The following is a 19,891-nucleotide window of genomic DNA, read 5'->3' as shown; positions in this document are numbered from 1 at the left end:
CCCGATGATTTTGAGGAAATCATGCCGGTGATTTTGGGGAATTGCTATCCGATGCTATTGGGGATTTTACATCCGATGTTGACACCGGCAGCGCGGCGTTACGAGTTGATTTTACGTTGTCCCCACAACTCACATCGATTGGCACATGCCGCTTCTATTCACAACGAGCAGCGTGTGCCTTTCGTTTTGAGCGGCGTTACACTTCTCATTGATTTGGCAGGTTGGCGTTCCCCTTCTCCCGTCATTGTCGGTGAGATTTACGCCGTCATTTTACGTGAGTGGCAACAGTATACTTCCAACCATTCCACATTCCACATTTCAAGTGTCCAATATGCATGATCATATGCAGACCTCCAAAAAAAGAGGAACCCAGCAGGTTCCCACACAATATAACACAATATAAAAAGGGGTCGAATTGAGGCTGGGCCTCATTCTGCTTTCCGACGTTCGACACCCAGATACCGCTTCAGCGCATCCTGCAGCACGTGCGAAAAGTTCACCTTGTGTTCTTCTGCCAGGTCGTTCAGCCACTTTGGGATGGTCAGTGTCTTTTTCACCGCGCGATCCTCCATCTCGTCCCGAAACGGCGGCATCCAGACCTCCACCAATACCACGGCCTGGTTTTCCTCCGTCCGCAGCTTCGATACGGGAGTAGGAGCCGGAATGGGATCTCCATCCTGCTCCATTCCGTACAGATGCAGCGCCATCGCTTCTTTCGCATTGTGCAGCGCTTCCTCGTCCGTGTCCCCGCAAGTCAGGCACCCCGGCAAATCAGGAAACTCAACCGAAATCCCATCTTCTGCATAATCGAAAATCGCTGGATAAATGTACCGATCTTTCACGTATATTGAAACCTCCTTTGCAGGCAGGTCGGTTATTCCAGCCCTGCCTGCTTGAGTATGCTCTTGACCGTCTTAATTGGAAGGTCCTTCTTCGGGTGAGGGATTGTCACCCGCCCAGGTTTGGTTGGATGTTTGTACTGGTGATGACTCCCGGCCACCGCCACCAAGTACCACCCATCCACCTCAATCAGTTTGATCAATTCCCTTGACGAGTAGCTTTTCAATATCCCCTCCTCCTTACACCTTTATTATAATACGTATTTTTATACGTGTCAATTGTGGTTGAGAAATTGTATCACGTCGTCGAAAAGAGGCCGTCACTCGGCCTCTTTTCTCTTCGACGGCGGCGATGCCATCTTCGCGATGAACGGTGTCACCATCTACCCGCCAGCGCGCAGCACGTTGATGGCGTGGAATCGGGGCAGTTTTATTCCATCTTCAATGGTGAACGGCGCAATGTCCTCCGCAAGATCCCGAAATGTCTTTTTGCTACTATTGTACAGATGATAATGGACGCCGGCTGCCTTTATGATCTCGGCCAAATTGTGCGGGATATGCTCCCACGAGTGGAACATCCAGACATATCCGACTCGCCATTTTCGCGATTCGACGGCTGCGGCCTTCCAGATTTTTTCCGATCGCATATATTGATGTGGCTCATCGAAAATCACAAAAAGGGAAACTGATCTTGCTCCTTTCGAAGCGTCATGGCCAGATCAATTTTTGTGGATAGCAGATTCACAATCAGATCCACACCTTCCGGCCCCAACTCTGTCTTTGGCACATCGATGATGATCGCCTTTCGTTCTACTCGTGCGCCCCAAGCAGGATGTCGCCTTGGAGAATGGACTCCGGTATGTCGGTTTCCAGCGAGCGGATGTTTTGAAGATGATATTTTTCCTGCAGCGGACCCGTCGGAAGCAGAAAAAGACGGGAAACTTCCGGGATCGAAAGGTAGTCCTTTTGCAGCCGGATCCCCATACTGCGCTGCTGCATCTTCCGCCACATCTTTTCCGAGGACATCTCGGCGGGAATCAAGTGATTGTCGCCATCCAATTCCCGGAATGCCATCGTGGCGCTGCGCAGTAATGCTCGAGCGCGGGCCGGTGAATCGCATACTACCCCCACTCGTCCAGATACGTCGAAAGCATCCCCACGGGTTTTGGCCAGTGTTTCCGTACGCAGCCAACCGTCACGAAGAATAACCGCCCGTTCGGCATCGTCAAGCCGCACTTTTTCCGGTTCCTCACCTGTAATCAGTTCCGTTACAATGCTAATGGTCTCCAGGACGGTTCCAGTGGCAATCCGTAGCGCGGTCCGCGCAGCCCCCTGCTTGTTAAGTTGCCGACCGACCTCGACCAGGATCTGCATGATGGCTGGCACGAACTGCAGACCGATATACCCCACCGCGGCCCACTTGATCATCTGCAGGCCTTTGTGGCGTTGACCCAACATGATCAGCAGAAACCCTCCGGTTACCATCAGGAAGGCAATCGGGTACGACACCCCTTTCGCCAGCTCGACAAGTGGATCGAACGCCCGAATGATCCGGTCTGCGATCCCGGCGGCTTCTGCCAGATCCGCCTTGATCAGAAAGACCGCTGTCGCGCTGGACAGGAGAGCGTTGACCAGCCGTTTTTCCTTCTAAGTCATAACGCCCTCCCTCCGCCCGAAAAAATCCTCCAAGGAAATCACCTCGACATTTTGACGCCGGCGTGGTAACGCCATCGAATAAAACATGGTATATCTCTCCTCTCAATTGGTGATACTGACAACAAACCGCGAAGGAGGACTTCAGATGCCGATATTGACACTGCTTGGGTACGGATTAGTGGCTTCTGGTGGAACAATCTTTGTTCTGAAGATACTGATTGACGCAGGCATCATCGGGTGAAATTTTCCCAGTTGCGGGCCATGCATATTTTCGCATCCTCCCGCATACACTGCTAGCGAAGCGCAGCTTTAGCAAGCCGCGACGCAGCGGCTATAGGCCATCCCTGACCCTCATTCGGAGGGTCTTTTTTGTTGCCACCCATCTCCCCTCACATGGTTTCTGATTCGCATTTCCGCTGCCAGAGCCTGCTTAACAAACTGGGCGAAATTGATCGTCTTAGAGAACTCAAACAGTTTTGCTTCTTCCGGTTTTGCCAGGTTAAAAGTGACAAACCGCTTCTTTTCGCCATCCATCACGTCGCATCCCCTCTCCTCTTGCGGTGTGATGGTAAATGCATATGTCGAGTATTCGACACTTATGATAAGTAATTGTCGAAACAGACAAAAAATAATGGCCGTCACAGATCCGGCCATATATCGTATACTGACACCCCGAAGACTCTCGCTATAGCATACGCTTTATCCAACTGGGGAATCCCGCCTTTTATGTATGTATGAATCGTCGTGCGTTTAACGCCCGATTTTTCCGCAAGCCAGGTAACCGGCCTGCCATCCAGCAATTCCCGTATCCTATTTTTCACATCCCCCACCTCACCGCATATTTCGGCAGCCGACTTGTCGAATCCTTTGTCGATGGGCGGGAGGTTTTGGCGAAAAAAGCCCACTTGTGCATTGCCACTATATATGGTACCATAATATCGAAGATGAGGGCAGAATGAGCAAACTAGAAAAGCTTCTGCAAAAAATCAAGAACAATCCCAAACAAGTGCGTTTTGAAGAACTGGATAAAATCCTGATCCGTGCCGAGTTTGAACGGCGGAGTCCAAGAGGGGGTTCCAGCCATTATACATACACAAAGGGTGAAAAACTCCTTACTGTTCCCTACAAAAAGCCTCATATCAAAGCCGTTTATGTAGAAAGAGCGATCAAACTTTTGGAAGGAGAGATGGACGATGAGTAAGAAAGACCTGCAATATTACTTAGATCTTCCCTATCGCATCGTACTTCACCCTGCTGATGAGGGCGGGTACGTGGTTGAAATTCTGGAACTGCCCGGTTGCCTCAGTCAAGGAGAAACGATTGAAGAAGCGTTGGAGATGATCGAGGATGCCAAGCGTGCCTGGTTGGAAGTCGCATTGGAAGAAGGAATAGAGATTCCGGAACCCGCACGGGACACCGAGGAATACTCAGGGAAACTCAACATTCGGATTCCAAAGTCGCTTCATCGGATCTTGTCCGAAAAAGCAAAAGAAGAAAACGTCAGCCTGAACCAGTACATCAATTATCAGCTCTCCCGCGGCGTTGGTTATCCAACAAAAAGATCTCTTTAACCCAGCTTTTCCGCTGGGTTGTTTTTTCTATACCGGTGTCTAAAAAATCCCGGTCCGAATCCGGGATGTTTAATTCAACCAAGGATTTTTTATTTGATATCCGTGAAATTCTTCGTATCCTCCCACATACGCTCAAACTGCTTTTCCCAATCCTTAGCGATGGACGGATCCCTCAGCACTACAAGCACTTCATCGTTTGTGGTCGAGGCTGCAACCGTGTAGTTGTACGATCCCGTCGTGACCAACGATTGGTCCGCGATGGTGACCTTGAGATGCATCAGGCCCGAGTGGGTATTCTCTTTGATGGGGATTCCTGCTTCACGAAGCCGCTTCAAATCTTCCGCCTGATACTTCCCTTGCGCTTCCTGGTGATCGGTGATCATACGCACTTTCACCCCGCGTTTCTTCGCCGCAATAATCGCATCGCGAATGTCATCTTTCGTAATCGAATAAATCGCAATATCGAGCGACGATTTCGCTGAGTCGATCACATTTTTTAAAAGCGTCTCCGGGTGCTGGTCCGCCTGCGTGAACGCATATTCAACTCTTGTCTGATCACTCTTCGAACGATCAGCAGAAACTGCGTGATCCACCGGCGCGCAGCCAGGGAAAAACAATGCGATTGCACTAGTCATAGCCATGATTTTCAAACGATTGCTCATCGATCTCAAACCGTTCGATTTTGATTCCGTTCGCTTTCAGCTTCTCGATCTCAGCCACCGCTTTTTGATAAGCCTCCGTGTCTGAACAGGTATCTCTTAGATCAATGAATCAAAGATACTTTAGCAGAGTAAAGATTTGCAATAGATTTGCAACCACAAGAAAAGGCAGTCTTGGTGACTGCCGAAAACCCTTGATTTACTGGTGCCGGAAGCCGGACTCGAACCGGCACGGGTGCAACCACCCGAGGGATTTTAAGTCCCTTGTGTCTGCCATTCCACCACTCCGGCTTATGAATGGAGGCGCCACCCGGATTCGAACCGGGGAATAAAGGTTTTGCAGACCTCTGCCTTACCACTTGGCTATGGCGCCATAACAGGATCGGATCAACCGTCTCGGTGCCGCCAGGACGGAACCCGCAACACCACTAGCTAGCAATGGGACCCGTATGCAGGCATTCGCCGTACGCAACCGGGCCCCAAGCAAAAGTCCAAGCTGGTGGAATCGATGGGACTCGAACCCACAACCCCTGCGCTGCCAGCGCAGTGCTCTACCAATTGAGCTACGACCCCGCATCAGCGACAATTTTTATTATACATAGCTGCGCCGGGATAGGCAAGGGGCAAAAAACTACCAAGGAATCCACCGTCAATGCGGAGCCACGGACGCTGGCAAAATCTCCACATGCTGCTTAAAAGCTCCGGTAAACCCTTCGCCCCGTTCGATCTGAATCCACTGTCTTCGCCGACACTCCAGCCGCCGCGTAATATACTCGCACGCCACACGCGGATCGATCCGGTCGCCGCAAGTGTATACATCGACGCTTGCATACCCGTGTTCCGGAAAACTGTGAATCGTCAAATGGGATTCCGAAATAATCACGACACCGCTGACCCCGTGCGGCGTAAATTTGTGAAACGTCACTTCGCGCACTTCCGCCCCCGCCTCGAGAGCCGCATTCACCATCATCCGCTCGACCTGCTCGATATCATTCAAAATCTGCGGGTTGCACTCCCATAGCTCCGCAATCACATGACGCCCCATTGTGTCCATCCACGATCCCCCCTGAGACCCATTCGCTGGAGTTTAGTATCTGACAAGGGGCGTCCGATTAGACTGGGAATATTTAATGCTTGCCGATCAAAAATTTTCCGATCGCCGTCTGATGCTCATCCGAATTCCAAAGCGAAGCACACAGCCGGCTTTCCAGATCCATCGCCTCTTCCAGGCGCAGATTGCGGGATTGCCGCATGATGTGCAGAATACTTTGCACCGCCGCCGGCGAATTATCCGCCAACTCGCGGGCAAATTTCCATACCGCTTCCCAGAACCGGTCAGGCTGCGCCACTTCATCCACCAGCCCGATCTGTTTCGCTTCCTCCGCCGTAATCACCTTGCCCGTCAAAATCAGCCGTAGCGCCGGCTGATACCCGATCGTTCGGGCGAGCAGCGCCGCGCCTCCCCAACCGGGCGAAATGCCGAGTTTCACTTGTACAAATCCGATCGTCGCGGCAGACGAAGCCACGCGGAAATGGCAAGCGACCGCCAGTTCCCCGCCGCCGCCCCGGGCGGCGCCGTTCACTCCGGCGATCACCGGCTTCGGGAAAGTCGCGATCCGGTAGAGGATGTCGCGCATATCCGACCATTTTTTATAGACATCATCCGGCGTGCGTAGCGATTGGTGGAACTCTTTCAGATCGCCGCCGGCGGCAAACGAGCGGTCGCCGGTCCCGGTCAGGATCACCGCCCGTACATCCGCATTGACGGCCGCTTGATCGAGCGCATGCGAGAGGCGGTCCATCACTTCCGAGTTGATCGCATTGCTGGACTCCGGCCGGTTGATTCGAATGACGGCAATATGTTCGGCCAATTCGGTGACAACAAGTGCAGACATGGAGAAACCTCCGTTCAATAATCTCTTTTTCTATCGTAACAGACTTCGATAGGGTTGTGAACGGTTCCGCGTCACAGCTATTGGCTGTTTGAAATCCCCTCCTGCTTGATCGGCCCCCGTTTTTTCATCAGGTGACCGGCTGCCAGCACCAGGACAGCGGTAGCGATCGGAACGATGTAATGAATCCCCGGCACGCCGTGCACCCAATGGTTCACCGTTTGATCTCCCACAATCATTTCACCGGCGGTGTACGCCAGGATTCCGGAGCCAATGTAGACAATCGCTGGGTATTTTTCAATCAGCTTCAAAATCATCGTGCTGCCCCACACGATCACCGGAATGCTCAGCAGAATACCGATCACCACCAGATAAACCTTTCCGTTCGCAGCACCGGCAATCGCCAGCACGTTGTCCAGGCTCATCACAAAATCGGCAACGACGATCGTTTGAATCGCCTGCCATAGATTGTTGGCCGCCTTAATCTCGACACCCTCTTCCTTGTCGATCAGCAATTTGTACGAAATCCAGATCAGCATCAGTCCGCCGGCCACCATCAAAAACGGAATCTTCAAAAGCCATACCACCACCAATGTCAGCACGATCCGCAACACGATCGCCCCGGCCGTCCCCCAGAGAATCGCCTGTCTCCGTTTGTCAAGCGGCAGTTTCCGGCTGGCGAGCGCGATCACAATCGCGTTGTCACCGCTCAATACCAGATTGATGATGATTATGCTGAAAAAGGCCACCAATAATTCCCACATCGTGCTTTCGCCTCCCCCAAATAGTGTTCCACAATCTGCAAAAATAAAAGACCTTCACCTCTACTAGAGAGGCAAAGGTCTTGCAAACAACGTGACGTTGCCAGTAAAGCCGGGGATCCGTGTATCCCGTCATGACGACCTTACTGTAAAAGCTACTCCCCTTTGCGGAACACCCTATATGCTTGAGAAAAGCATACCGAGTCCCGCCCCTGTTTGTCAATCAGAAAATCCGGGATTTGAAAATCCGGGATCGAATTCCGGAGGAAAATCGCGGCGGTTGACAGGAATCCCCCGATTGGTATCGAATCTTAGATAGAATATGCATTCCAGATGGAGGTTGTGACATTGGAAAACCGGATCAAACCCCGCGTCAAAATTTTGCGTTACACCGACCCGGATCGTTTGTCCCTCGCCAAAAATGCGGCGATTTTTTTAGGCAAATCGGATGAAGACAACGTGAAACGGCCCTTGAATTTGCTGAAAAAGGGCCATACCTCAATCTTCCGCGGCGAACACGTGAAGTTTGAGTTCTGGACCACAAAAGTCGTATACGATCACCTTGTGACTTATACCACAGCCCAAATGCGGGCGTGCGGCGGCCTGCGTGCGAATGAAGCGCAATATTTCATCCCGCCCGTGGAGGCTCCCGAGCTATACGAGATCGGGCAGCGTCACCTGGAAACCTACCAAATGCTGGTTCGCGGCATCGATCCCGACACCAACGATCCGACCGAACGGCTCCGCCTGCAAGCCGCCCGTTCCGTCGCACCGATGAGCGTGGAACTGCACTACATTCTGCAGTTTAACTTCCTGACATTGATGGAAGCGGTATTCCCGCAACGGATCTGGGAGCCTGGCGCCCAACCGGACACGTTCGAAGTGGTCAATCTGATGTGGGAGCAAGTCCGCCAGCACGACCCGGAACTGTGGGACCTCGCAAAAGACATCTATGGTCCGGAAGCGATCGCCTGGAAAAAAGCGCGCGCCCGGCTGAAAAAAGAGAATCCCGAGTTATTCAAGGAAATTATGGAAAAATACGGCCAGTTAAAATCGATGTGGACATGATGGAGGAACTTGTATGAAACAATCGCGTCGGCTGGAGAAGTTTCGTTCCGCTGTGTTCTTTGAACTGAACGATTTGAAGCAGCAACTGCGCGCGGAGGGCAAAGAGATCATCGATTTGGGCATCGGCTCGCCCGACTTGCCGCCGCCTCCCCATGTGATCCAAACGTTGGCAGAGGCAGTCGCCGATCCCGGTGGGTACGGCTATCCGACTTCCGAGGGCAGTCTGTTTTTCCGGGAAGCGGTCGCGACTTGGTATAAAAATCGGTTTAGCGTTCCAGTGGACCCGCTCAGAGAATGCATGGCCCTGATGGGGTCGCAGGACGGATTGTCCCACTTGGCGCTCGCGTTGGTGGATCCCGGTGACTATGTACTGGTGCCGGATCCAGGTTATCCGATCTACGAAGTCAGCATTCATCTGGCGAACGGGATTCCCTATCGGCTGCCGCTGACGGAAGAGAACCAGTTTCTACCGGATTTTTCCGCGATTCCGAAGGAGGTGGCCGGCAAGGCGAAGCTGATGATCCTCAATTACCCCAACAATCCGGTGACGGCGGTGGCCGACCGTGCGTTTTACGAAAAAGCGGTTGCCTTCGCAAAGCAGCACCAGATTGCGATCGTCAGCGACATCGCCTACTCCGAGCTGGCGTTTGACGGCTACCGGCCGATGAGCATACTGGAAATCGAAGGCGCGAAAGATGTTGCCGTCGAATTTCATTCTTTGTCGAAGAGCTTCAACATGGCCGGCTGCCGGATCGGCTTTGCCGTCGGCAACCGCGACATCCTGCAGGCGCTGGCTGTCGTGAAATCGAACATCGACTACGGCGTGTTCACCGCAGTGCAAAAAGCGGCGGCCGCCGCCCTGCTCGGCGACCAGTCGCATACCAGGCGGATGGCCGAAACGTATCAGTCAAGGCGAGATGTGTTACTCGACGGACTCGCCCAAATCGGCTGGCAGATTCCGAAACCGAAGGCCACCATGTTTGTCTGGGCAAAGATTCCGGTCGCGATGGCATCGCGCGAATTCACACGCGAACTTTTGAGAAGAACGGGGGTTGCCGTGGTTCCCGGCGTTGGCTTCGGCCAGCAGGGGGAAGGATACGTCCGAATCGCCCTGGTGCAGCCTGAGGACCAATTGCAGGAAGCGGTCAGGCGGATCGGCGCAAGCGGCATCCTCCGGTGAAGAAAGCAGGCGAAACCAACAGGCAACACCAACAGGGAACTGCACTGTGAAGAAGGAGGGCGAAATGTGACGCGAAAATTGTTCTACAGCAGCATGCCGGCCAGCACCTGCTGTCTGCCGCTTTTGAACAGCTGTATGATGCGGAGACGTTCGGCTTTCATATGGGCAAGGAAGTGGTAACGGTCGATATTGCCCGCCACCCGCTGCTGCCCGAGGAAGTGGCGGCGGTCGAAAAGCTGGTCAACCGCGTCATTTTTGAAAATCGGCCGATCACAGCCGCGTTTGTCGAACCGGAAGAAGCAAAGCGGCTGCCGTTGCGCAAACCGCCTTCCGTTACTGAAAACATCCGGATCGTGACGGTCGCCGATTTTGACCATTCGCCTTGCGGCGGCACACATCCCGCCCGGACGGGAGAGATCGGCTTCGTCAAAGTCCTGGCATGGGAAAAATACAAAGCCGGCACCCGAATCGAGTTCGTTTGCGGCGGTAGAGCGGTTGCCGCGATGGACCGCAAGCAACAAATCCTGCGCGAACTGGGACGACTGTTGGGCACGGGCGAAAGCGAGCTGTACGCTTCCGCTGCCAAGCTGATGAACGACCGCAAGGAACTGGAGCGAAGCCTGCAGGAAACAAAACAGACCTTATTGCAACACGAAGCGGAACAATTGCGGAACCAAGCTCAACTGGTCGGATCATTGCTGGTCTCCGCCGCCGTCTACGAGAATCGGCCGATGCAGGAACTGCAACGTCTGGCTGGATTTGTGACGGCCGCCGCCAACCGCGTGGCGCTGTTGGCAAGCGCAGGAGACAAAACGAATCTCGTGTTTGCCAAAGCAAACGATGTCAACCTGTCGATGGTGTCCCTGCTGAGAGCCGTTTTGCCTCTGGTCAACGGAAAAGGGGGCGGCAACGATTCCATCGCCCAAGGCGGCGGCGCTGGAACCGGCAACCCCCAAACGGTGCTGGAGCAAGCACTGCACCTGCTCACAGAGCAAACGGAAAATCGGTCCTATTCGTAACAAGCTTCATAAATCGCCAGCACGTCAGGCTCCCGCAATTCGCGAATCCCCGGGATGAATCCGTTGCCGCGGCCGCCGATGCGGACCGCGTCGGCCGCCATCCGGGCCAAGGCATCCCGCGGGATGCCTTGTTTTTTCAGGGAACCGGCGACACCGATTTCGGCAAACCAGGCTTCCACCGCCGCGATCGCCGCTTCCGCCGCTTTCAGATCATCCGTTTCCTGCACGCCGAACACCCGCCTGCCCATCCGGGCAAACCGTTCCGGCCGGTCCCGGTATACATGGCGAAAATAGGCGGGCGCCAGAATCGCCAGTCCCCTGCCGTGCGAAATATCGTAGTGGCCCGACAGAGGATGCTCCATCTGGTGCAGCGGGAACGAGCCGCCGCGACCAGCGCCAGCGATGCCGATCAACGCCAGCGTGCTGGCCCACAGAATTGCCGCCCGCGCCTCGTAATTGGTCGGATCGTCCAGTACCGTCCGGGAGAACCGGATGACGGTCCGCATCAATCCCTCCGTGATCTCGTCCTGCACATGCGCATTCCCTTCGCCCGTCAGATAGCCCTCATACAAATGGGTGAAAATGTCGGCACACCCGTCAGCCGTATAGGAAGCAGGTACCGTATAGGTCAGTTCCGGATCGAGAATGGCGACGACAGGAAACAGAGCCGGTCCGGAAATGCTCGCTTTTTCCTTCGTTTCCCAATTGGTCACCACTGCGATGGAGTTGGCTTCCGATCCGGTTGCCGCCAGCGTCGGAATCGTGATAACAGGCAGCGCCTCCCGGATCGGCAGCAGTTCCTTCCACAGTCCCGTCTGGCCGCCCGCCAAGTATTCATGGATGGGTCGGTTGGAAACGGCCACTGTGGCGATCGCCTTCGCCGCGTCCATCACGGAACCGCCGCCAAGCGCGATGACCGCGTTACATTTTGCTTCACGGGCGATGCGGCCTCCTTCATCAATCGTGGCAGCCCGCGGATTCGGCTCAATCCGGTCGAACACCAGCACCTCTAGGCCTGCCGTTTGTAACGAGCGTACGACGCGGTCGAGGACACCCGTTTTTTTCGTGGCAGTGCGGCCGGTCACCAGCAGCAGCTTGCGGCCGTATTGGGCCGCTTCCTCCCCCGCCTTCTCGACTTCTCCCGCGCCAAACAAAATCCGGGTCGGCATGTGCAACTGGAAATTCAACATTGAGATCCCCTCCTTTTTCTGCATGCATTTGTATTGGCATCCCCCCGTTAGGAAATTCTAATTCTGAGAATCACCGTATAGGGGGGCTCTTTGTGCGCTACCTGATCCATTGTCTGCTCGTCGTCGCTTTGATCATGCTGCCCGCTTGCGCCCGGCAGGCGGTTCCGAAAACGGGAGGTCCCGCCATCCAGGGAGTGATCGGACAAGGGCCGGTCAGCGAACTGGATCTGCCGGTTGTCGAACGGCTGCTGGCCGACCATATGAAACTGAGTGCCGACCGGGCGCGATCCCTGCAAATCCGCCAGACCGCCCATACCCGACGCGTCTCCTATGTATTGTACAGCATCCCGAACAATGACGGTCTGGCAGTTGTCACAAAACAGGGTGGAAACGTCCGCATCCTCGAGCGCATTCCGATCCCGCCGGGCGACCCGCAGGATCAACTGGTGACCTACAACACGATCATTGCGGGCAATCCATGGGATCCGGATAACGGCGTGCTGTTTGGTACGGTGCACAATCCCTATATCAAAAGCATCGAAGCGTACTTCCGCGACACGACCAAAATCAAGGCGGACGTCACCCAATCGCGCGGATTTATCATCATCCGGCCGGGGACCGACACCCGCTTCGTGCAGATCAACGCGATCGGCGACGGCGGACTGTGGTGGACGAAAGATACGCGTTGAATCCCGAACCGCTTGGTCGGGTTGGGAGTATGTCCGAGCTGTGCTCTTACTTGAACAGGTCTTGATAGGGCGTCAGGTCGATCCCTTTTTTCACTAGAAAATCCTTGATTCGCTTCTGATCTTTCTGCTCGCCGGCGAGAATGTAGCCGCGAATCACGTCGTCTTCTTCAATCTGGGTATGTCCTTGCCCTGCAGCGACTTCCCGGATTTTTTTGTCGATCATCTTTTTCGCCATCGGCCGTACAAAAAACGGGATGGGAGCGAGCAGCTCCTCCAACAGTTGCTTTGCTGTTTCGGTATATTCCATGGTTCACGCCCCTTGTTCCAACATGTGTGATCAATCATTCCCGATTCTACCATTGTCGCGCCGACGTTTCCAGTGGCGGGCGTGGGAGGCGGATTTTTCCTGTCAACCGATTTCCGGTTTCGGTAGACACTATGGGTACGATATCTTCAATCGACAAGGAGAGAACCGAGATGCGACCTGCAGTCCGGCGTGAACAGCGCAAGGGAATCAAATTTTTCCATTTTGATCTGGCGGATCCGAGCCATGAAAGCTTGTTGAAGCGGGCGCGCAAGCTGGATCCGATGGTTGCCATCGGCAAGATCACCCAGATTGACGAGTATTGAGGTGATAGACCATGCTGAAAGCTTTGCGTGTTCTCCTGTATATCGTGATAGTCTCGTTGCTGGCCGGAACTCCCGCTTTCGCGGAAAATCGGGGCGAGTCTGCCCCCCATTCGGATCCCATCGGGAAGTTCAAGCAAGCGGCCGCGGCAACCAAAGTCCCATGGTATTACATTGCGGCGATTTACCAATATGAATCCAGTCTGCAATGGAAGAAAAAAAAGGGATCCGGCGAAACGGTGATTGAAATGCCGGCCGGGTTGTGGTGCGGGTCGCTCAATCCCAACCAGCAGGACCGTTATGAGGGGACGATTCGCGTCTATGGAGGCATCGGCCGGGACGGCAACCAGGATGGAATCGCCGATCCGAAAAACGAACAGGATGTCCTGTACGCGTTGGGGATCTTGCTGGGTACCAACGGCACTTCGGAAGAAGATATCCGAATCGCGCTGTGGAATCATTATCACGAATCGTTGATCGTCGACCGGATCACCCATTTTGCCCGAATCTACAACCAGTTTGGGACAACCGAACTGCACGGCAACGCCTTTCCCATTCCCAAGCAGTACAACTACACCTACCGCAGCACGTGGGGGGACCGCAGGGGCTGGGGCGGCAGGCGGATACATGAAGGAACCGACATATTTGCCGACTACGGCACGCCCGTGGTTGCCACCACTTACGGGTTCGTCGAATTGAAAGGGTGGAACGATTACGGCGGCTGGCGCATTGGAATTCGCGATCTCAACAATGTGTACCACTACTATGCCCACCTGTCCAGCTTCAAAAAAGGGATCCAGATCGGCAGCATCGTCACCCCTGGCCAGGTGATCGGATATGTCGGCTCTTCCGGCTACGGCAAACCGGGAACATCCGGAAAATTCGCCCCCCACCTGCACTACGGAATGTATCGCGATACCGGGACGAGGGAATTTGCGTTTGACCCGACGCCGTATTTGCGCCGCTGGGAACTCCAGTCACAGAAAAAATAAAAACGTCAACAAAAGCCCGCTCATCCGATCGAGCGGGCTTTTGGCTACTCATCCCCGTAGGTGACGTCATGTGTAGGATGCATAAAGGGAGCCAGCAGGGGAACTTCGCCTGACAGCAAGTACTGGTTCTCTCTTCTCTCCGATCCTGGGTCGCGTTCATTGTCCGCCCACTGGTCGCCCGACAGGATCGCCGGATCGATCTCCCGGCTCCAGTGTTCCAGCGGCGTATCCCGCCAGGGTGCCTTTTTTTCCCGCAAAGGCGGGTTGATGTCGGCCATGGTTCCCACCTCCTCTTCCTAGTCTCCCCTCTACGGCACGCGCTCATGACAGAACACAATCCGGTACATGCTGGCAAAGCGGGTGAGGCGCTCCCGCCAATCGAGCCCTCCTTCTGTATCGATCAAAAAATCTGTCTTACGGTTTGTATCAGGCGCGTATCTATCTGTAGTAGACAGGATTGATCTTCCGGGAGGGATGCAAATTGGCAACCACGTTCGCCCGCACTGCCGGCTGGATTTTCCTGATTCTCGGCATACTCGGTTTTTTTGTCAGCCATTTGGCCGGATTGATTCAGTTTGATGCTGTTCACAATCTGCTCCATCTCATGCTGGGCGTATTGGCGCTGGCGGCCGCAGCCAACCAAAAAGCCCGCTTGTACGCCGTCGTTGCCGGTCCTTTGCTGCTGCTGCTCGGCATCGTCGGATTCTTCGTCTCCCCGCTCGGGGGAATACACCTGGAACCACTCGAAAACATGCTGCATTTTGCGCTCGGCGGCTGGGGAATGTGGGCCGGAGTATATCGGACAGCCGAATAGCTCATCCTACAGACTGCGGGGGATCTTCCGCAGTCTTTTTTTCCTTACTTTGAATCAGGAGGCGATACCATGAAATTGCGGGAACTCATGACAAGTGACGTTCAAACATGCAGTCCCCAAGACACGGTTGTACAGGCTGCTCAAATAATGCGCAATATCGACGTAGGGATTGTACCGGTGGTGGAAGGGGACAAGCTGGTGGGAGTGGTCACCGACCGCGACATCGTGCTGAATGTGGTGGCGAAAGGCCAGGATGTCAACACCGCCCGCGTCAAAAACTGCATGACCAGCTCTGTGGTGACCGGCACGCCGGATATGGACGCCCACCGGGCAGCCGATCTGATGGCTGAACACCAAATCCGCCGCTTGCCGGTGGTGGAAAACGGCCGTCTCGTCGGCATCGTGGCGATCGGCGACCTGGCAACCGTCTCGATTCACGAAAATGAGGCCGGTTACGCCCTCTCGGAGATTTCGGAACCAAGCCAACCGCAACATTAAACGATCGCGTGGGAAAGGACAGGGGGAGCCCTGTCCTTCCTTATTCCCCAACACCTGCCCCTTGGCAAAAAAACAGCCCTGAAGGTAGAATCAGGAAAGGAAATTCCACCGAAAGGGGGTGCCCGTTGATGTTGCAAAAAAATTGGCGAGCCTATGTCTGGTTCGCGCTGACACTGGCGTTCATGGCCTTGATCTTCCTGAAATCGGCAGAACCTTACGCGCAACAGGATCTGAAGCCAAAACTGGCCGCCTGGATCTCTGCATCCGCGTTGGAGCGATGGTTGCCGCACATCGAATTTTACTATGACCACGATTTGGTGACATGGAAACAGCCTTACGGCATGCTGGAATTTTTCATCCGCAAAGCGGCCCATGTCAGCGAATACGCGATCCTCACGTTTCTCTGGATTCGCACGCTTGCATACACGTCTCTCACCCGTTGCAAGATCCTGCTCGCGAGCGCGTGCATCGCCCTGCTGTATGCAGCTTCCGACGAATGGCACCAAACGTTCGTCCCTGGCCGCACAGGCCATCCGATCGACGTGGCGGTCGATTCGCTCGGCATAGCTCTGATTGTCCTCATCGGGAAAAGTGCATAAAAAGACCCGGCGTGGTTTGCCGGGTGAAAGTTCCTTTGGATTGGCAAGAACGGTAAAGGCGTCCGGGAGATGTCGGGCATCTCCTCCGCGCTGGAGATCGGGTGGAGTCACGTCCTCGATCAGGCGGTGGCGCTTTCCGCCACACTTTTTGTTTTTGCGCCCGGGTAACGGCGTAGCGACAACAGCACCGTGACCACCGCAACCCCTATTGTAAAGAGCGCCAGTGTGCGGACATTCGCCCATATCCAGCTGCTGTCCCCGTTCGAAATAACCGCTTTCAGGCCTGCAACCGTATACGTCATCGGCAGGTACGGATTGAGCGACTGGAAGAACTCGGGCGTCATCTCGAGCGGGAATGTGCCAGCCGAAGATGTCAGTTGCAACATCAGAATGACAATCGCCAAAAATCGGCCGGCTTCCCCAAAAACGGTGATCAGCCCCTGTATCAGAACGACAAACGTGACAGATATCAACATACACATCGCATAAAACATCGGCTGGTTGACCACCTGCAGTCCCAGTCCGGCCTGCAGGGAATAGCCGACGATCAACGCCTGCAACACGCCAATCGCTGCGTACACGGAAAATTTTCCAAACAGCCAAGCGGTAGCCCGTTTCGGCTGCACCGCCACCCGGCGGACGTCCAGAATGATAAACAACAGCAACGCGCCGACATAGAGCGCAAGGGAAATAAAGTAGGGAGAAAAGCCTGTACCGTAATTCGGTACTGGGTGCAGTTTGTTTTCCTCCAACTGCACCGGCTCGGCGATCATGTTCGCCTTGTCTTTGGAATCGGCGATTCCGTCATTCACCTGCTGTGAGCCTTCGGCCAATTTGGACGCCAACTCCTTGGATCCGTCCGCCAATTTGACCACACCGGACGCCAACCGGTCGACCCCGTTTTGCAGCGTTGTTCCACCCACAGCCAGCGAACCGCTTCCGGCTGCCAGGTTGGCAGCTCCAGCCGTCAGCTTGCCGGCTCCTTCATACAGCCGCTTGAAACCCTCGGCCACTTGCTGGGCCCCGTCTTTCGCCTGTCCTACCCCTGTCACATATTGCTCGACACCACTTGCCAATTGTTGGCTGCCAGCGGCCAACCGGGCGACGCCTGGAGCCGCCTGGTTCAACGCGGTGGCAATCTGCTCGCTTGCAGCCGCCGCTTTTGGCACAGTCTGCGATATCTCGCCCAGCTCTCGTGCCAGTTTTTGTCCTTCCGGATCCTGCAACAATTCCGGATGTTTAGCTACCAGCGCCTGCCATTGCGTCAGTGTGTCGCCAGCGACCGGCGCAAGTTGTTTCAGTCCTGTACTGGTTTGCTGCAAGTCCGGGGCAATTCTGGCGATTGCCTGGGAAATCGGTTGCAGCCCGGCGGCCAGCTGCCCGGCTCCCTGCGACAACTCCTTGCCTTTATCGTTCAACTTGGCAAGTCCTGCTGCCAGTCGCGCACTGCCGTCGCTCGCCTGTTTCAGGCCGGATTCCAGGCTCTGCAGTCCGCCGTACAGCTGTTGGGCACCATCGTTCAACTGGCGGGCACCTGAGGACAGTTTGCCGGCACCGTCATGCAATTGTACGGTTCCCTGTTTTACTGTAAGCAGTCCGTCCGACAGTTGATAGGCTCCGAATGCGGCATCTGCCAGGCCTTTTCCGGTGTCACCCAGCTTCTCAAACAGAACCTCCGCATATTTTTCCGTCAGTTGCCTCTGGATTTGCGCCCTCATTTCCTCCATCGCCCGCGCCCCCAGCTGGGAGGCCAGCAAATTGCGGCTTTCATTCGGCACAAAGAGGATTTCCGCCTGTTGCGGCTTTGTTTGCGACAGGCTCGCCGCTTTTTTCGAAAAATCGGCCGGAATCTGCACCATCATGTAATACCGCTGGTTTTCAAGCCCCTCCCGTGCTTTCTCGTAAGACGTAAACTCCCATTTCAGTTTGGGATCCGATTTCAGTTTATCAACCAATTCCTGGCCGATGTTGACCGGTTTTCCGTCCATTTCGGCGCCCTGGTCCTGGTTGACCACCGCTACCGGCAGATGGTCCAGCCGTTCGTACGGATCCCAAAACGCCCACAGATACAGGTAGCTGTACAAGAGCGGAACCAGCAGCAATGCAATGATCGAAATTATGGCTTTTGGATTGCGAAAAATGGCTCTCCACTCGTATTTGGCGACGCGCAAACCATCCATTGCAGATTCCCTCCTTTCCCGTTTGTTAAAAACACACCCTTATCTTATTTTAAACTGACTAGTCAGTACAAAAACGATAAACAGCTGCGCTTCTGCAATTTTCCTGATCGTAAGCTGTTATCTCTCCAAAGCTGCCCGATTCAAAGAAACATGACCGATCACGCGGGATCCCTGCAGCCCACAATCGAGTAAGAGAGCTACTGCCATAGCTTTTGGCTTTTTTTTATTCCACCTTGTCCTGAAGGCTCATCCGGGCTATAACAGCCTTCTCCAGATCCCGCCTCACGACGGAAACCCTTGCTTTTGGCTAACGGTAGGCGCTCGCGATCCCCCGTTCGAGACTTTCACCTTATAGATGACGCCCATGCTGTGCGTACCACAACGAAAAACCCCCGCTGACGCAGGGGTTCGAAGCTGCTTGCTTATTGGCGTTGATCGACCGGCACGAATTCCAGATCGACAGGACCGGTATATTCGGCGCGCGGACGAATGATCCGGTTGTTCGCGTACTGCTCTAGGAAATGAGCAGTCCAGCCGGACATCCGGCTCATCACAAAAATCGGGGTGAACAGTTCGACCGGAATACCCATCGCATCGTACAGGCAGCCGGAATACAGGTCGACGTTGTATTTGAGTTCCTTGCCTTTTCTCTCGAAATGTTTCAGCACGACATCCTCGGTGATCTCGGTCATTTCAAACCATTTGGTGTTGCCCGCTTTCGCCGTCAGTTCCTTGGCGTACCGTTTCAACACCAGGCCGCGCGGGTCGTAGTTGCGGTACACGCGGTGGCCGAACCCTGGGATTTTTTCGCCGCTGTCCAGGCGCGCCTGCACTTCCTTGGCCGTGTTCTCGACGGAACCGATCTCCATCAGCATGCGCATCACATCTTCGTTCGCTCCCCCGTGCAGCGGCCCTTTCAACGCGCCGATGGCGGAGGTGACGCCCGAATACAAGTCGGACAATGTGGCGACCGTCACGCGGCCGGCGAATGTGGAAGCGTTTAACTCGTGGTCGGCATGGAGAATCAGCGCTACATCAAACGCTTCGACCGCCAACTGGTCAGGTTCTTGTCCATTCAGCATGTAGAGGAAATTGGCCGCATGATTCAGATCGCTGCGCGGCGGCACGTACTCGAGCCCTTTTTTAAAGCGGCCGAAGGCAGCCGTGATCGAAGCGGACAGAGCGATCAGTTTGGCAGCTTGCTTGAGATGGGTTTCCCGATCCATCGATTTGTCCGCGTCCACGGCGCCGAGATAGCTGACAGCCGTCCGCAGGACTTCCATGCCGGTGGCACCGGCCGGGTGTTGCGCCAGCGTCCGTACCAGTTCCAACACGTCAGCCGGAATGTCGCGATATTTTTGCAGTTCGGCCTCCAGCTGGTCAAGTTCGGTCCGGTTGGGCAGCTTGCCGTGCCACAAAAGATACACCACTTCTTCGAATGAGGCTTTTCCGACCAGCTCGTTGATATCGTATCCGCGATACACCAAGCGGCCTTTTTCACCGTCGACAAAACAGATTTCGGACGTACCCGCCACTACATCTTCCAGTCCAGCTTTCACTTGAGTTGTCATTTTGTCTTCCACCCCCTGATGAAATATCAGCGACCATGCTGAATTTCTATGTACGCGTGCAGATTCTGCTAGAATATAATACCATA

General features: G+C 54.7%; 27 protein-coding genes and 3 tRNA genes. 12 read left to right on the top strand and 18 right to left on the bottom strand.

Annotated elements, in window-relative coordinates:
• A partial coding sequence (locus C230_RS22940; RefSeq protein ID WP_169332833.1) for a hypothetical protein occupies positions 1-339 on the top strand: 339 nt, incomplete at its 5' end.
• A gap of 89 nt (positions 340-428) precedes the next feature.
• Here the strand turns inward: C230_RS22940 and C230_RS0106640 are convergent.
• The 6 genes from C230_RS0106640 to C230_RS0106600 all read right to left on the bottom strand — a co-directional run bounded on the left by C230_RS0106640 (position 429) and on the right by C230_RS0106600 (position 3,316).
• On the bottom strand, positions 429-842 hold the full coding sequence (locus tag C230_RS0106640) for a type II toxin-antitoxin system HicB family antitoxin (RefSeq protein WP_018131245.1): 414 nt from the start codon (positions 840-842) through the stop codon (positions 429-431).
• 32 nt (positions 843-874) lie between these two features.
• Complete coding sequence (locus C230_RS0106635) at positions 875-1,066, bottom strand: type II toxin-antitoxin system HicA family toxin (protein ID WP_018131244.1); 192 nt, start codon at positions 1,064-1,066, stop codon at positions 875-877.
• Positions 1,067-1,222: 156 nt separating this feature from the next.
• Complete coding sequence (locus C230_RS0106630; RefSeq protein WP_156807380.1) at positions 1,223-1,486, bottom strand: hypothetical protein; 264 nt, start codon at positions 1,484-1,486, stop codon at positions 1,223-1,225.
• Positions 1,487-1,649: 163 nt separating this feature from the next.
• Positions 1,650-2,297 (bottom strand): PB1 domain-containing protein, encoded by a 648-nt coding sequence (locus tag C230_RS21275; RefSeq protein ID WP_156807379.1) that lies wholly within the window; start codon positions 2,295-2,297, stop codon positions 1,650-1,652.
• 549 nt (positions 2,298-2,846) lie between these two features.
• The gene (locus C230_RS22440) at positions 2,847-3,149 is read right to left on the bottom strand and encodes a hypothetical protein (RefSeq protein ID WP_156807378.1); all 303 of its coding nucleotides are present in this window, start codon (positions 3,147-3,149) and stop codon (positions 2,847-2,849) included.
• On the bottom strand, positions 3,134-3,316 hold the full coding sequence (locus C230_RS0106600) for a helix-turn-helix transcriptional regulator (RefSeq protein ID WP_026174182.1): 183 nt from the start codon (positions 3,314-3,316) through the stop codon (positions 3,134-3,136). Before C230_RS0106600 ends, C230_RS22440 begins: the two co-directional genes overlap by 16 nt.
• 134 nt (positions 3,317-3,450) lie before the next feature.
• On the opposite strand from C230_RS0106600, the gene C230_RS0106595 reads away from it, so the two are divergent.
• Positions 3,451-3,696, top strand: a complete 246-nt coding sequence (locus C230_RS0106595) for a hypothetical protein (protein ID WP_018131236.1) — start codon at positions 3,451-3,453, stop codon at positions 3,694-3,696.
• Entirely contained in the window at positions 3,689-4,066 is a 378-nt protein-coding gene (locus C230_RS0106590; protein ID WP_018131235.1) for a type II toxin-antitoxin system HicB family antitoxin, read from the top strand. The genes C230_RS0106595 and C230_RS0106590 overlap by 8 nt, the downstream gene beginning before the upstream one ends.
• Before the next feature lie 89 nt (positions 4,067-4,155).
• Here C230_RS0106590 and C230_RS0106585 read toward each other — a convergent pair whose 3' ends face one another.
• The 7 genes from C230_RS0106585 to C230_RS0106550 all read right to left on the bottom strand — a co-directional run bounded on the left by C230_RS0106585 (position 4,156) and on the right by C230_RS0106550 (position 7,381).
• Positions 4,156-4,728 carry a phospholipase D family nuclease gene (locus tag C230_RS0106585; RefSeq protein ID WP_083910483.1) on the bottom strand — a complete coding sequence of 191 codons (573 nt, stop codon included), beginning with the start codon at positions 4,726-4,728 and terminating at the stop codon, positions 4,156-4,158.
• Positions 4,729-4,928: 200 nt separating this feature from the next.
• A tRNA-Leu gene (locus tag C230_RS0106575) sits at positions 4,929-5,016 on the bottom strand.
• A gap of 7 nt (positions 5,017-5,023) precedes the next feature.
• Positions 5,024-5,098: transfer RNA gene (locus C230_RS0106570), tRNA-Cys, on the bottom strand.
• 124 nt (positions 5,099-5,222) lie between these two features.
• A tRNA-Ala gene (locus C230_RS0106565) sits at positions 5,223-5,298 on the bottom strand.
• A gap of 76 nt (positions 5,299-5,374) precedes the next feature.
• A complete protein-coding gene (gene speD, locus C230_RS19700) occupies positions 5,375-5,779 on the bottom strand; it encodes an adenosylmethionine decarboxylase (RefSeq protein ID WP_018131232.1) in 405 nt (134 codons plus the stop codon).
• Between the two features lie 73 nt (positions 5,780-5,852).
• Positions 5,853-6,620 carry an enoyl-CoA hydratase/isomerase family protein gene (locus tag C230_RS19695; protein WP_018131231.1) on the bottom strand — a complete coding sequence of 256 codons (768 nt, stop codon included), beginning with the start codon at positions 6,618-6,620 and terminating at the stop codon, positions 5,853-5,855.
• A 77-nt stretch (positions 6,621-6,697) separates the two neighbouring features.
• Positions 6,698-7,381: a TerC family protein gene (locus tag C230_RS0106550; RefSeq protein ID WP_018131230.1), complete on the bottom strand. Its 684-nt coding sequence runs from the start codon at positions 7,379-7,381 to the stop codon at positions 6,698-6,700.
• Positions 7,382-7,726: 345 nt separating this feature from the next.
• Here C230_RS0106550 and C230_RS19690 point away from each other — a divergent pair, with 345 nt between their 5' ends.
• The 3 genes from C230_RS19690 to C230_RS19685 all read left to right on the top strand — a co-directional run bounded on the left by C230_RS19690 (position 7,727) and on the right by C230_RS19685 (position 10,645).
• A complete protein-coding gene (locus tag C230_RS19690) occupies positions 7,727-8,446 on the top strand; it encodes an FAD-dependent thymidylate synthase (RefSeq protein WP_018131229.1) in 720 nt (239 codons plus the stop codon).
• 13 nt (positions 8,447-8,459) lie between these two features.
• The gene (locus C230_RS0106540; protein ID WP_018131228.1) at positions 8,460-9,626 is read left to right on the top strand and encodes an LL-diaminopimelate aminotransferase; all 1,167 of its coding nucleotides are present in this window, start codon (positions 8,460-8,462) and stop codon (positions 9,624-9,626) included.
• A 161-nt stretch (positions 9,627-9,787) separates the two neighbouring features.
• Positions 9,788-10,645, top strand: a complete 858-nt coding sequence (locus tag C230_RS19685; protein WP_018131227.1) for an alanine--tRNA ligase — start codon at positions 9,788-9,790, stop codon at positions 10,643-10,645.
• Here the strand turns inward: C230_RS19685 and C230_RS0106530 are convergent.
• On the bottom strand, positions 10,636-11,835 hold the full coding sequence (locus C230_RS0106530) for an iron-containing alcohol dehydrogenase (protein ID WP_018131226.1): 1,200 nt from the start codon (positions 11,833-11,835) through the stop codon (positions 10,636-10,638). The genes C230_RS19685 and C230_RS0106530 overlap by 10 nt on opposite strands.
• A gap of 92 nt (positions 11,836-11,927) precedes the next feature.
• Between C230_RS0106530 and C230_RS0106525 the strand changes: the two genes are divergently transcribed.
• Positions 11,928-12,524: a hypothetical protein gene (locus C230_RS0106525; RefSeq protein ID WP_018131225.1), complete on the top strand. Its 597-nt coding sequence runs from the start codon at positions 11,928-11,930 to the stop codon at positions 12,522-12,524.
• A 46-nt stretch (positions 12,525-12,570) separates the two neighbouring features.
• Here the strand turns inward: C230_RS0106525 and C230_RS19680 are convergent, their stop codons facing one another.
• Positions 12,571-12,831 carry a DUF2621 family protein gene (locus C230_RS19680; RefSeq protein WP_018131224.1) on the bottom strand — a complete coding sequence of 87 codons (261 nt, stop codon included), beginning with the start codon at positions 12,829-12,831 and terminating at the stop codon, positions 12,571-12,573.
• A gap of 170 nt (positions 12,832-13,001) precedes the next feature.
• On the opposite strand from C230_RS19680, the gene C230_RS22435 reads away from it, so the two are divergent.
• Both C230_RS22435 and C230_RS0106510 read left to right on the top strand, forming a co-directional pair.
• Positions 13,002-13,154: a hypothetical protein gene (locus C230_RS22435; RefSeq protein ID WP_018131223.1), complete on the top strand. Its 153-nt coding sequence runs from the start codon at positions 13,002-13,004 to the stop codon at positions 13,152-13,154.
• 11 nt (positions 13,155-13,165) lie between these two features.
• The gene (locus C230_RS0106510) at positions 13,166-14,143 is read left to right on the top strand and encodes a M23 family metallopeptidase (protein ID WP_018131222.1); all 978 of its coding nucleotides are present in this window, start codon (positions 13,166-13,168) and stop codon (positions 14,141-14,143) included.
• Positions 14,144-14,187: 44 nt separating this feature from the next.
• On the opposite strand, the gene C230_RS0106505 is transcribed toward C230_RS0106510, so the two are convergent.
• Positions 14,188-14,421 carry a DUF3905 domain-containing protein gene (locus C230_RS0106505; protein ID WP_018131221.1) on the bottom strand — a complete coding sequence of 78 codons (234 nt, stop codon included), beginning with the start codon at positions 14,419-14,421 and terminating at the stop codon, positions 14,188-14,190.
• Positions 14,422-14,624: 203 nt separating this feature from the next.
• Between C230_RS0106505 and C230_RS0106500 the strand changes: the two genes are divergently transcribed.
• From C230_RS0106500 to C230_RS0106490, 3 genes are all read left to right on the top strand, one after another.
• The gene (locus tag C230_RS0106500; RefSeq protein WP_018131220.1) at positions 14,625-14,957 is read left to right on the top strand and encodes a DUF4383 domain-containing protein; all 333 of its coding nucleotides are present in this window, start codon (positions 14,625-14,627) and stop codon (positions 14,955-14,957) included.
• A gap of 69 nt (positions 14,958-15,026) precedes the next feature.
• Positions 15,027-15,455 carry a CBS domain-containing protein gene (locus C230_RS0106495; RefSeq protein WP_018131219.1) on the top strand — a complete coding sequence of 143 codons (429 nt, stop codon included), beginning with the start codon at positions 15,027-15,029 and terminating at the stop codon, positions 15,453-15,455.
• 128 nt (positions 15,456-15,583) lie between these two features.
• Entirely contained in the window at positions 15,584-16,054 is a 471-nt protein-coding gene (locus tag C230_RS0106490; RefSeq protein ID WP_018131218.1) for a VanZ family protein, read from the top strand.
• A gap of 119 nt (positions 16,055-16,173) precedes the next feature.
• Here the strand turns inward: C230_RS0106490 and C230_RS19675 are convergent, their stop codons facing one another.
• Complete coding sequence (locus C230_RS19675) at positions 16,174-18,234, bottom strand: YhgE/Pip domain-containing protein (RefSeq protein WP_018131217.1); 2,061 nt, start codon at positions 18,232-18,234, stop codon at positions 16,174-16,176.
• Positions 18,235-18,656: 422 nt separating this feature from the next.
• Positions 18,657-19,805, bottom strand: coding sequence for a citrate/2-methylcitrate synthase (locus C230_RS0106480; RefSeq protein ID WP_018131216.1), 1,149 nt, complete (start codon positions 19,803-19,805; stop codon positions 18,657-18,659).
• Positions 19,806-19,891: the final 86 nt, after the last annotated feature.

This window comes from Effusibacillus pohliae DSM 22757 (assembly GCF_000376225.1).
Lineage (GTDB): Bacteria > Bacillota > Bacilli > Tumebacillales > Effusibacillaceae > Effusibacillus > Effusibacillus pohliae.
The sequence above is the reverse complement of the archived record's forward strand: the minus strand, read 5'-3'. Positions and strand labels throughout refer to the sequence as shown.

Excerpts from the sequence above, each read along its gene's own strand:
- C230_RS0106630 (WP_156807380.1), bottom strand. The coding sequence starts at position 1,486 with ATGCGATCGGAAAAAATCTGGAAGGCCGCAGCCGTCGAATCGCGAAAA.
- C230_RS21275 (WP_156807379.1), bottom strand. The coding sequence starts at position 2,297 with ATGTTGGGTCAACGCCACAAAGGCCTGCAGATGATCAAGTGGGCCGCG.
- C230_RS22440 (WP_156807378.1), bottom strand. The coding sequence starts at position 3,149 with ATGGCCGGATCTGTGACGGCCATTATTTTTTGTCTGTTTCGACAATTA.
- C230_RS0106595 (WP_018131236.1), top strand. The coding sequence starts at position 3,451 with ATGAGCAAACTAGAAAAGCTTCTGCAAAAAATCAAGAACAATCCCAAA.
- C230_RS0106590 (WP_018131235.1), top strand. The coding sequence starts at position 3,689 with ATGAGTAAGAAAGACCTGCAATATTACTTAGATCTTCCCTATCGCATC.
- C230_RS0106585 (WP_083910483.1), bottom strand. The coding sequence starts at position 4,728 with ATGAGCAATCGTTTGAAAATCATGGCTATGACTAGTGCAATCGCATTG.
- speD (WP_018131232.1), bottom strand. The coding sequence starts at position 5,779 with ATGGACACAATGGGGCGTCATGTGATTGCGGAGCTATGGGAGTGCAAC.
- C230_RS19695 (WP_018131231.1), bottom strand. The coding sequence starts at position 6,620 with ATGTCTGCACTTGTTGTCACCGAATTGGCCGAACATATTGCCGTCATT.
- C230_RS0106550 (WP_018131230.1), bottom strand. The coding sequence starts at position 7,381 with ATGTGGGAATTATTGGTGGCCTTTTTCAGCATAATCATCATCAATCTG.
- C230_RS0106540 (WP_018131228.1), top strand. The coding sequence starts at position 8,460 with ATGAAACAATCGCGTCGGCTGGAGAAGTTTCGTTCCGCTGTGTTCTTT.
- C230_RS19685 (WP_018131227.1), top strand. The coding sequence starts at position 9,788 with ATGGGCAAGGAAGTGGTAACGGTCGATATTGCCCGCCACCCGCTGCTG.
- C230_RS0106530 (WP_018131226.1), bottom strand. The coding sequence starts at position 11,835 with ATGTTGAATTTCCAGTTGCACATGCCGACCCGGATTTTGTTTGGCGCG.
- C230_RS19680 (WP_018131224.1), bottom strand. The coding sequence starts at position 12,831 with ATGGAATATACCGAAACAGCAAAGCAACTGTTGGAGGAGCTGCTCGCT.
- C230_RS22435 (WP_018131223.1), top strand. The coding sequence starts at position 13,002 with ATGCGACCTGCAGTCCGGCGTGAACAGCGCAAGGGAATCAAATTTTTC.
- C230_RS0106510 (WP_018131222.1), top strand. The coding sequence starts at position 13,166 with ATGCTGAAAGCTTTGCGTGTTCTCCTGTATATCGTGATAGTCTCGTTG.
- C230_RS0106505 (WP_018131221.1), bottom strand. The coding sequence starts at position 14,421 with ATGGCCGACATCAACCCGCCTTTGCGGGAAAAAAAGGCACCCTGGCGG.
- C230_RS0106495 (WP_018131219.1), top strand. The coding sequence starts at position 15,027 with ATGAAATTGCGGGAACTCATGACAAGTGACGTTCAAACATGCAGTCCC.
- C230_RS0106490 (WP_018131218.1), top strand. The coding sequence starts at position 15,584 with ATGTTGCAAAAAAATTGGCGAGCCTATGTCTGGTTCGCGCTGACACTG.
- C230_RS19675 (WP_018131217.1), bottom strand. The coding sequence starts at position 18,234 with ATGGATGGTTTGCGCGTCGCCAAATACGAGTGGAGAGCCATTTTTCGC.
- C230_RS0106480 (WP_018131216.1), bottom strand. The coding sequence starts at position 19,805 with ATGACAACTCAAGTGAAAGCTGGACTGGAAGATGTAGTGGCGGGTACG.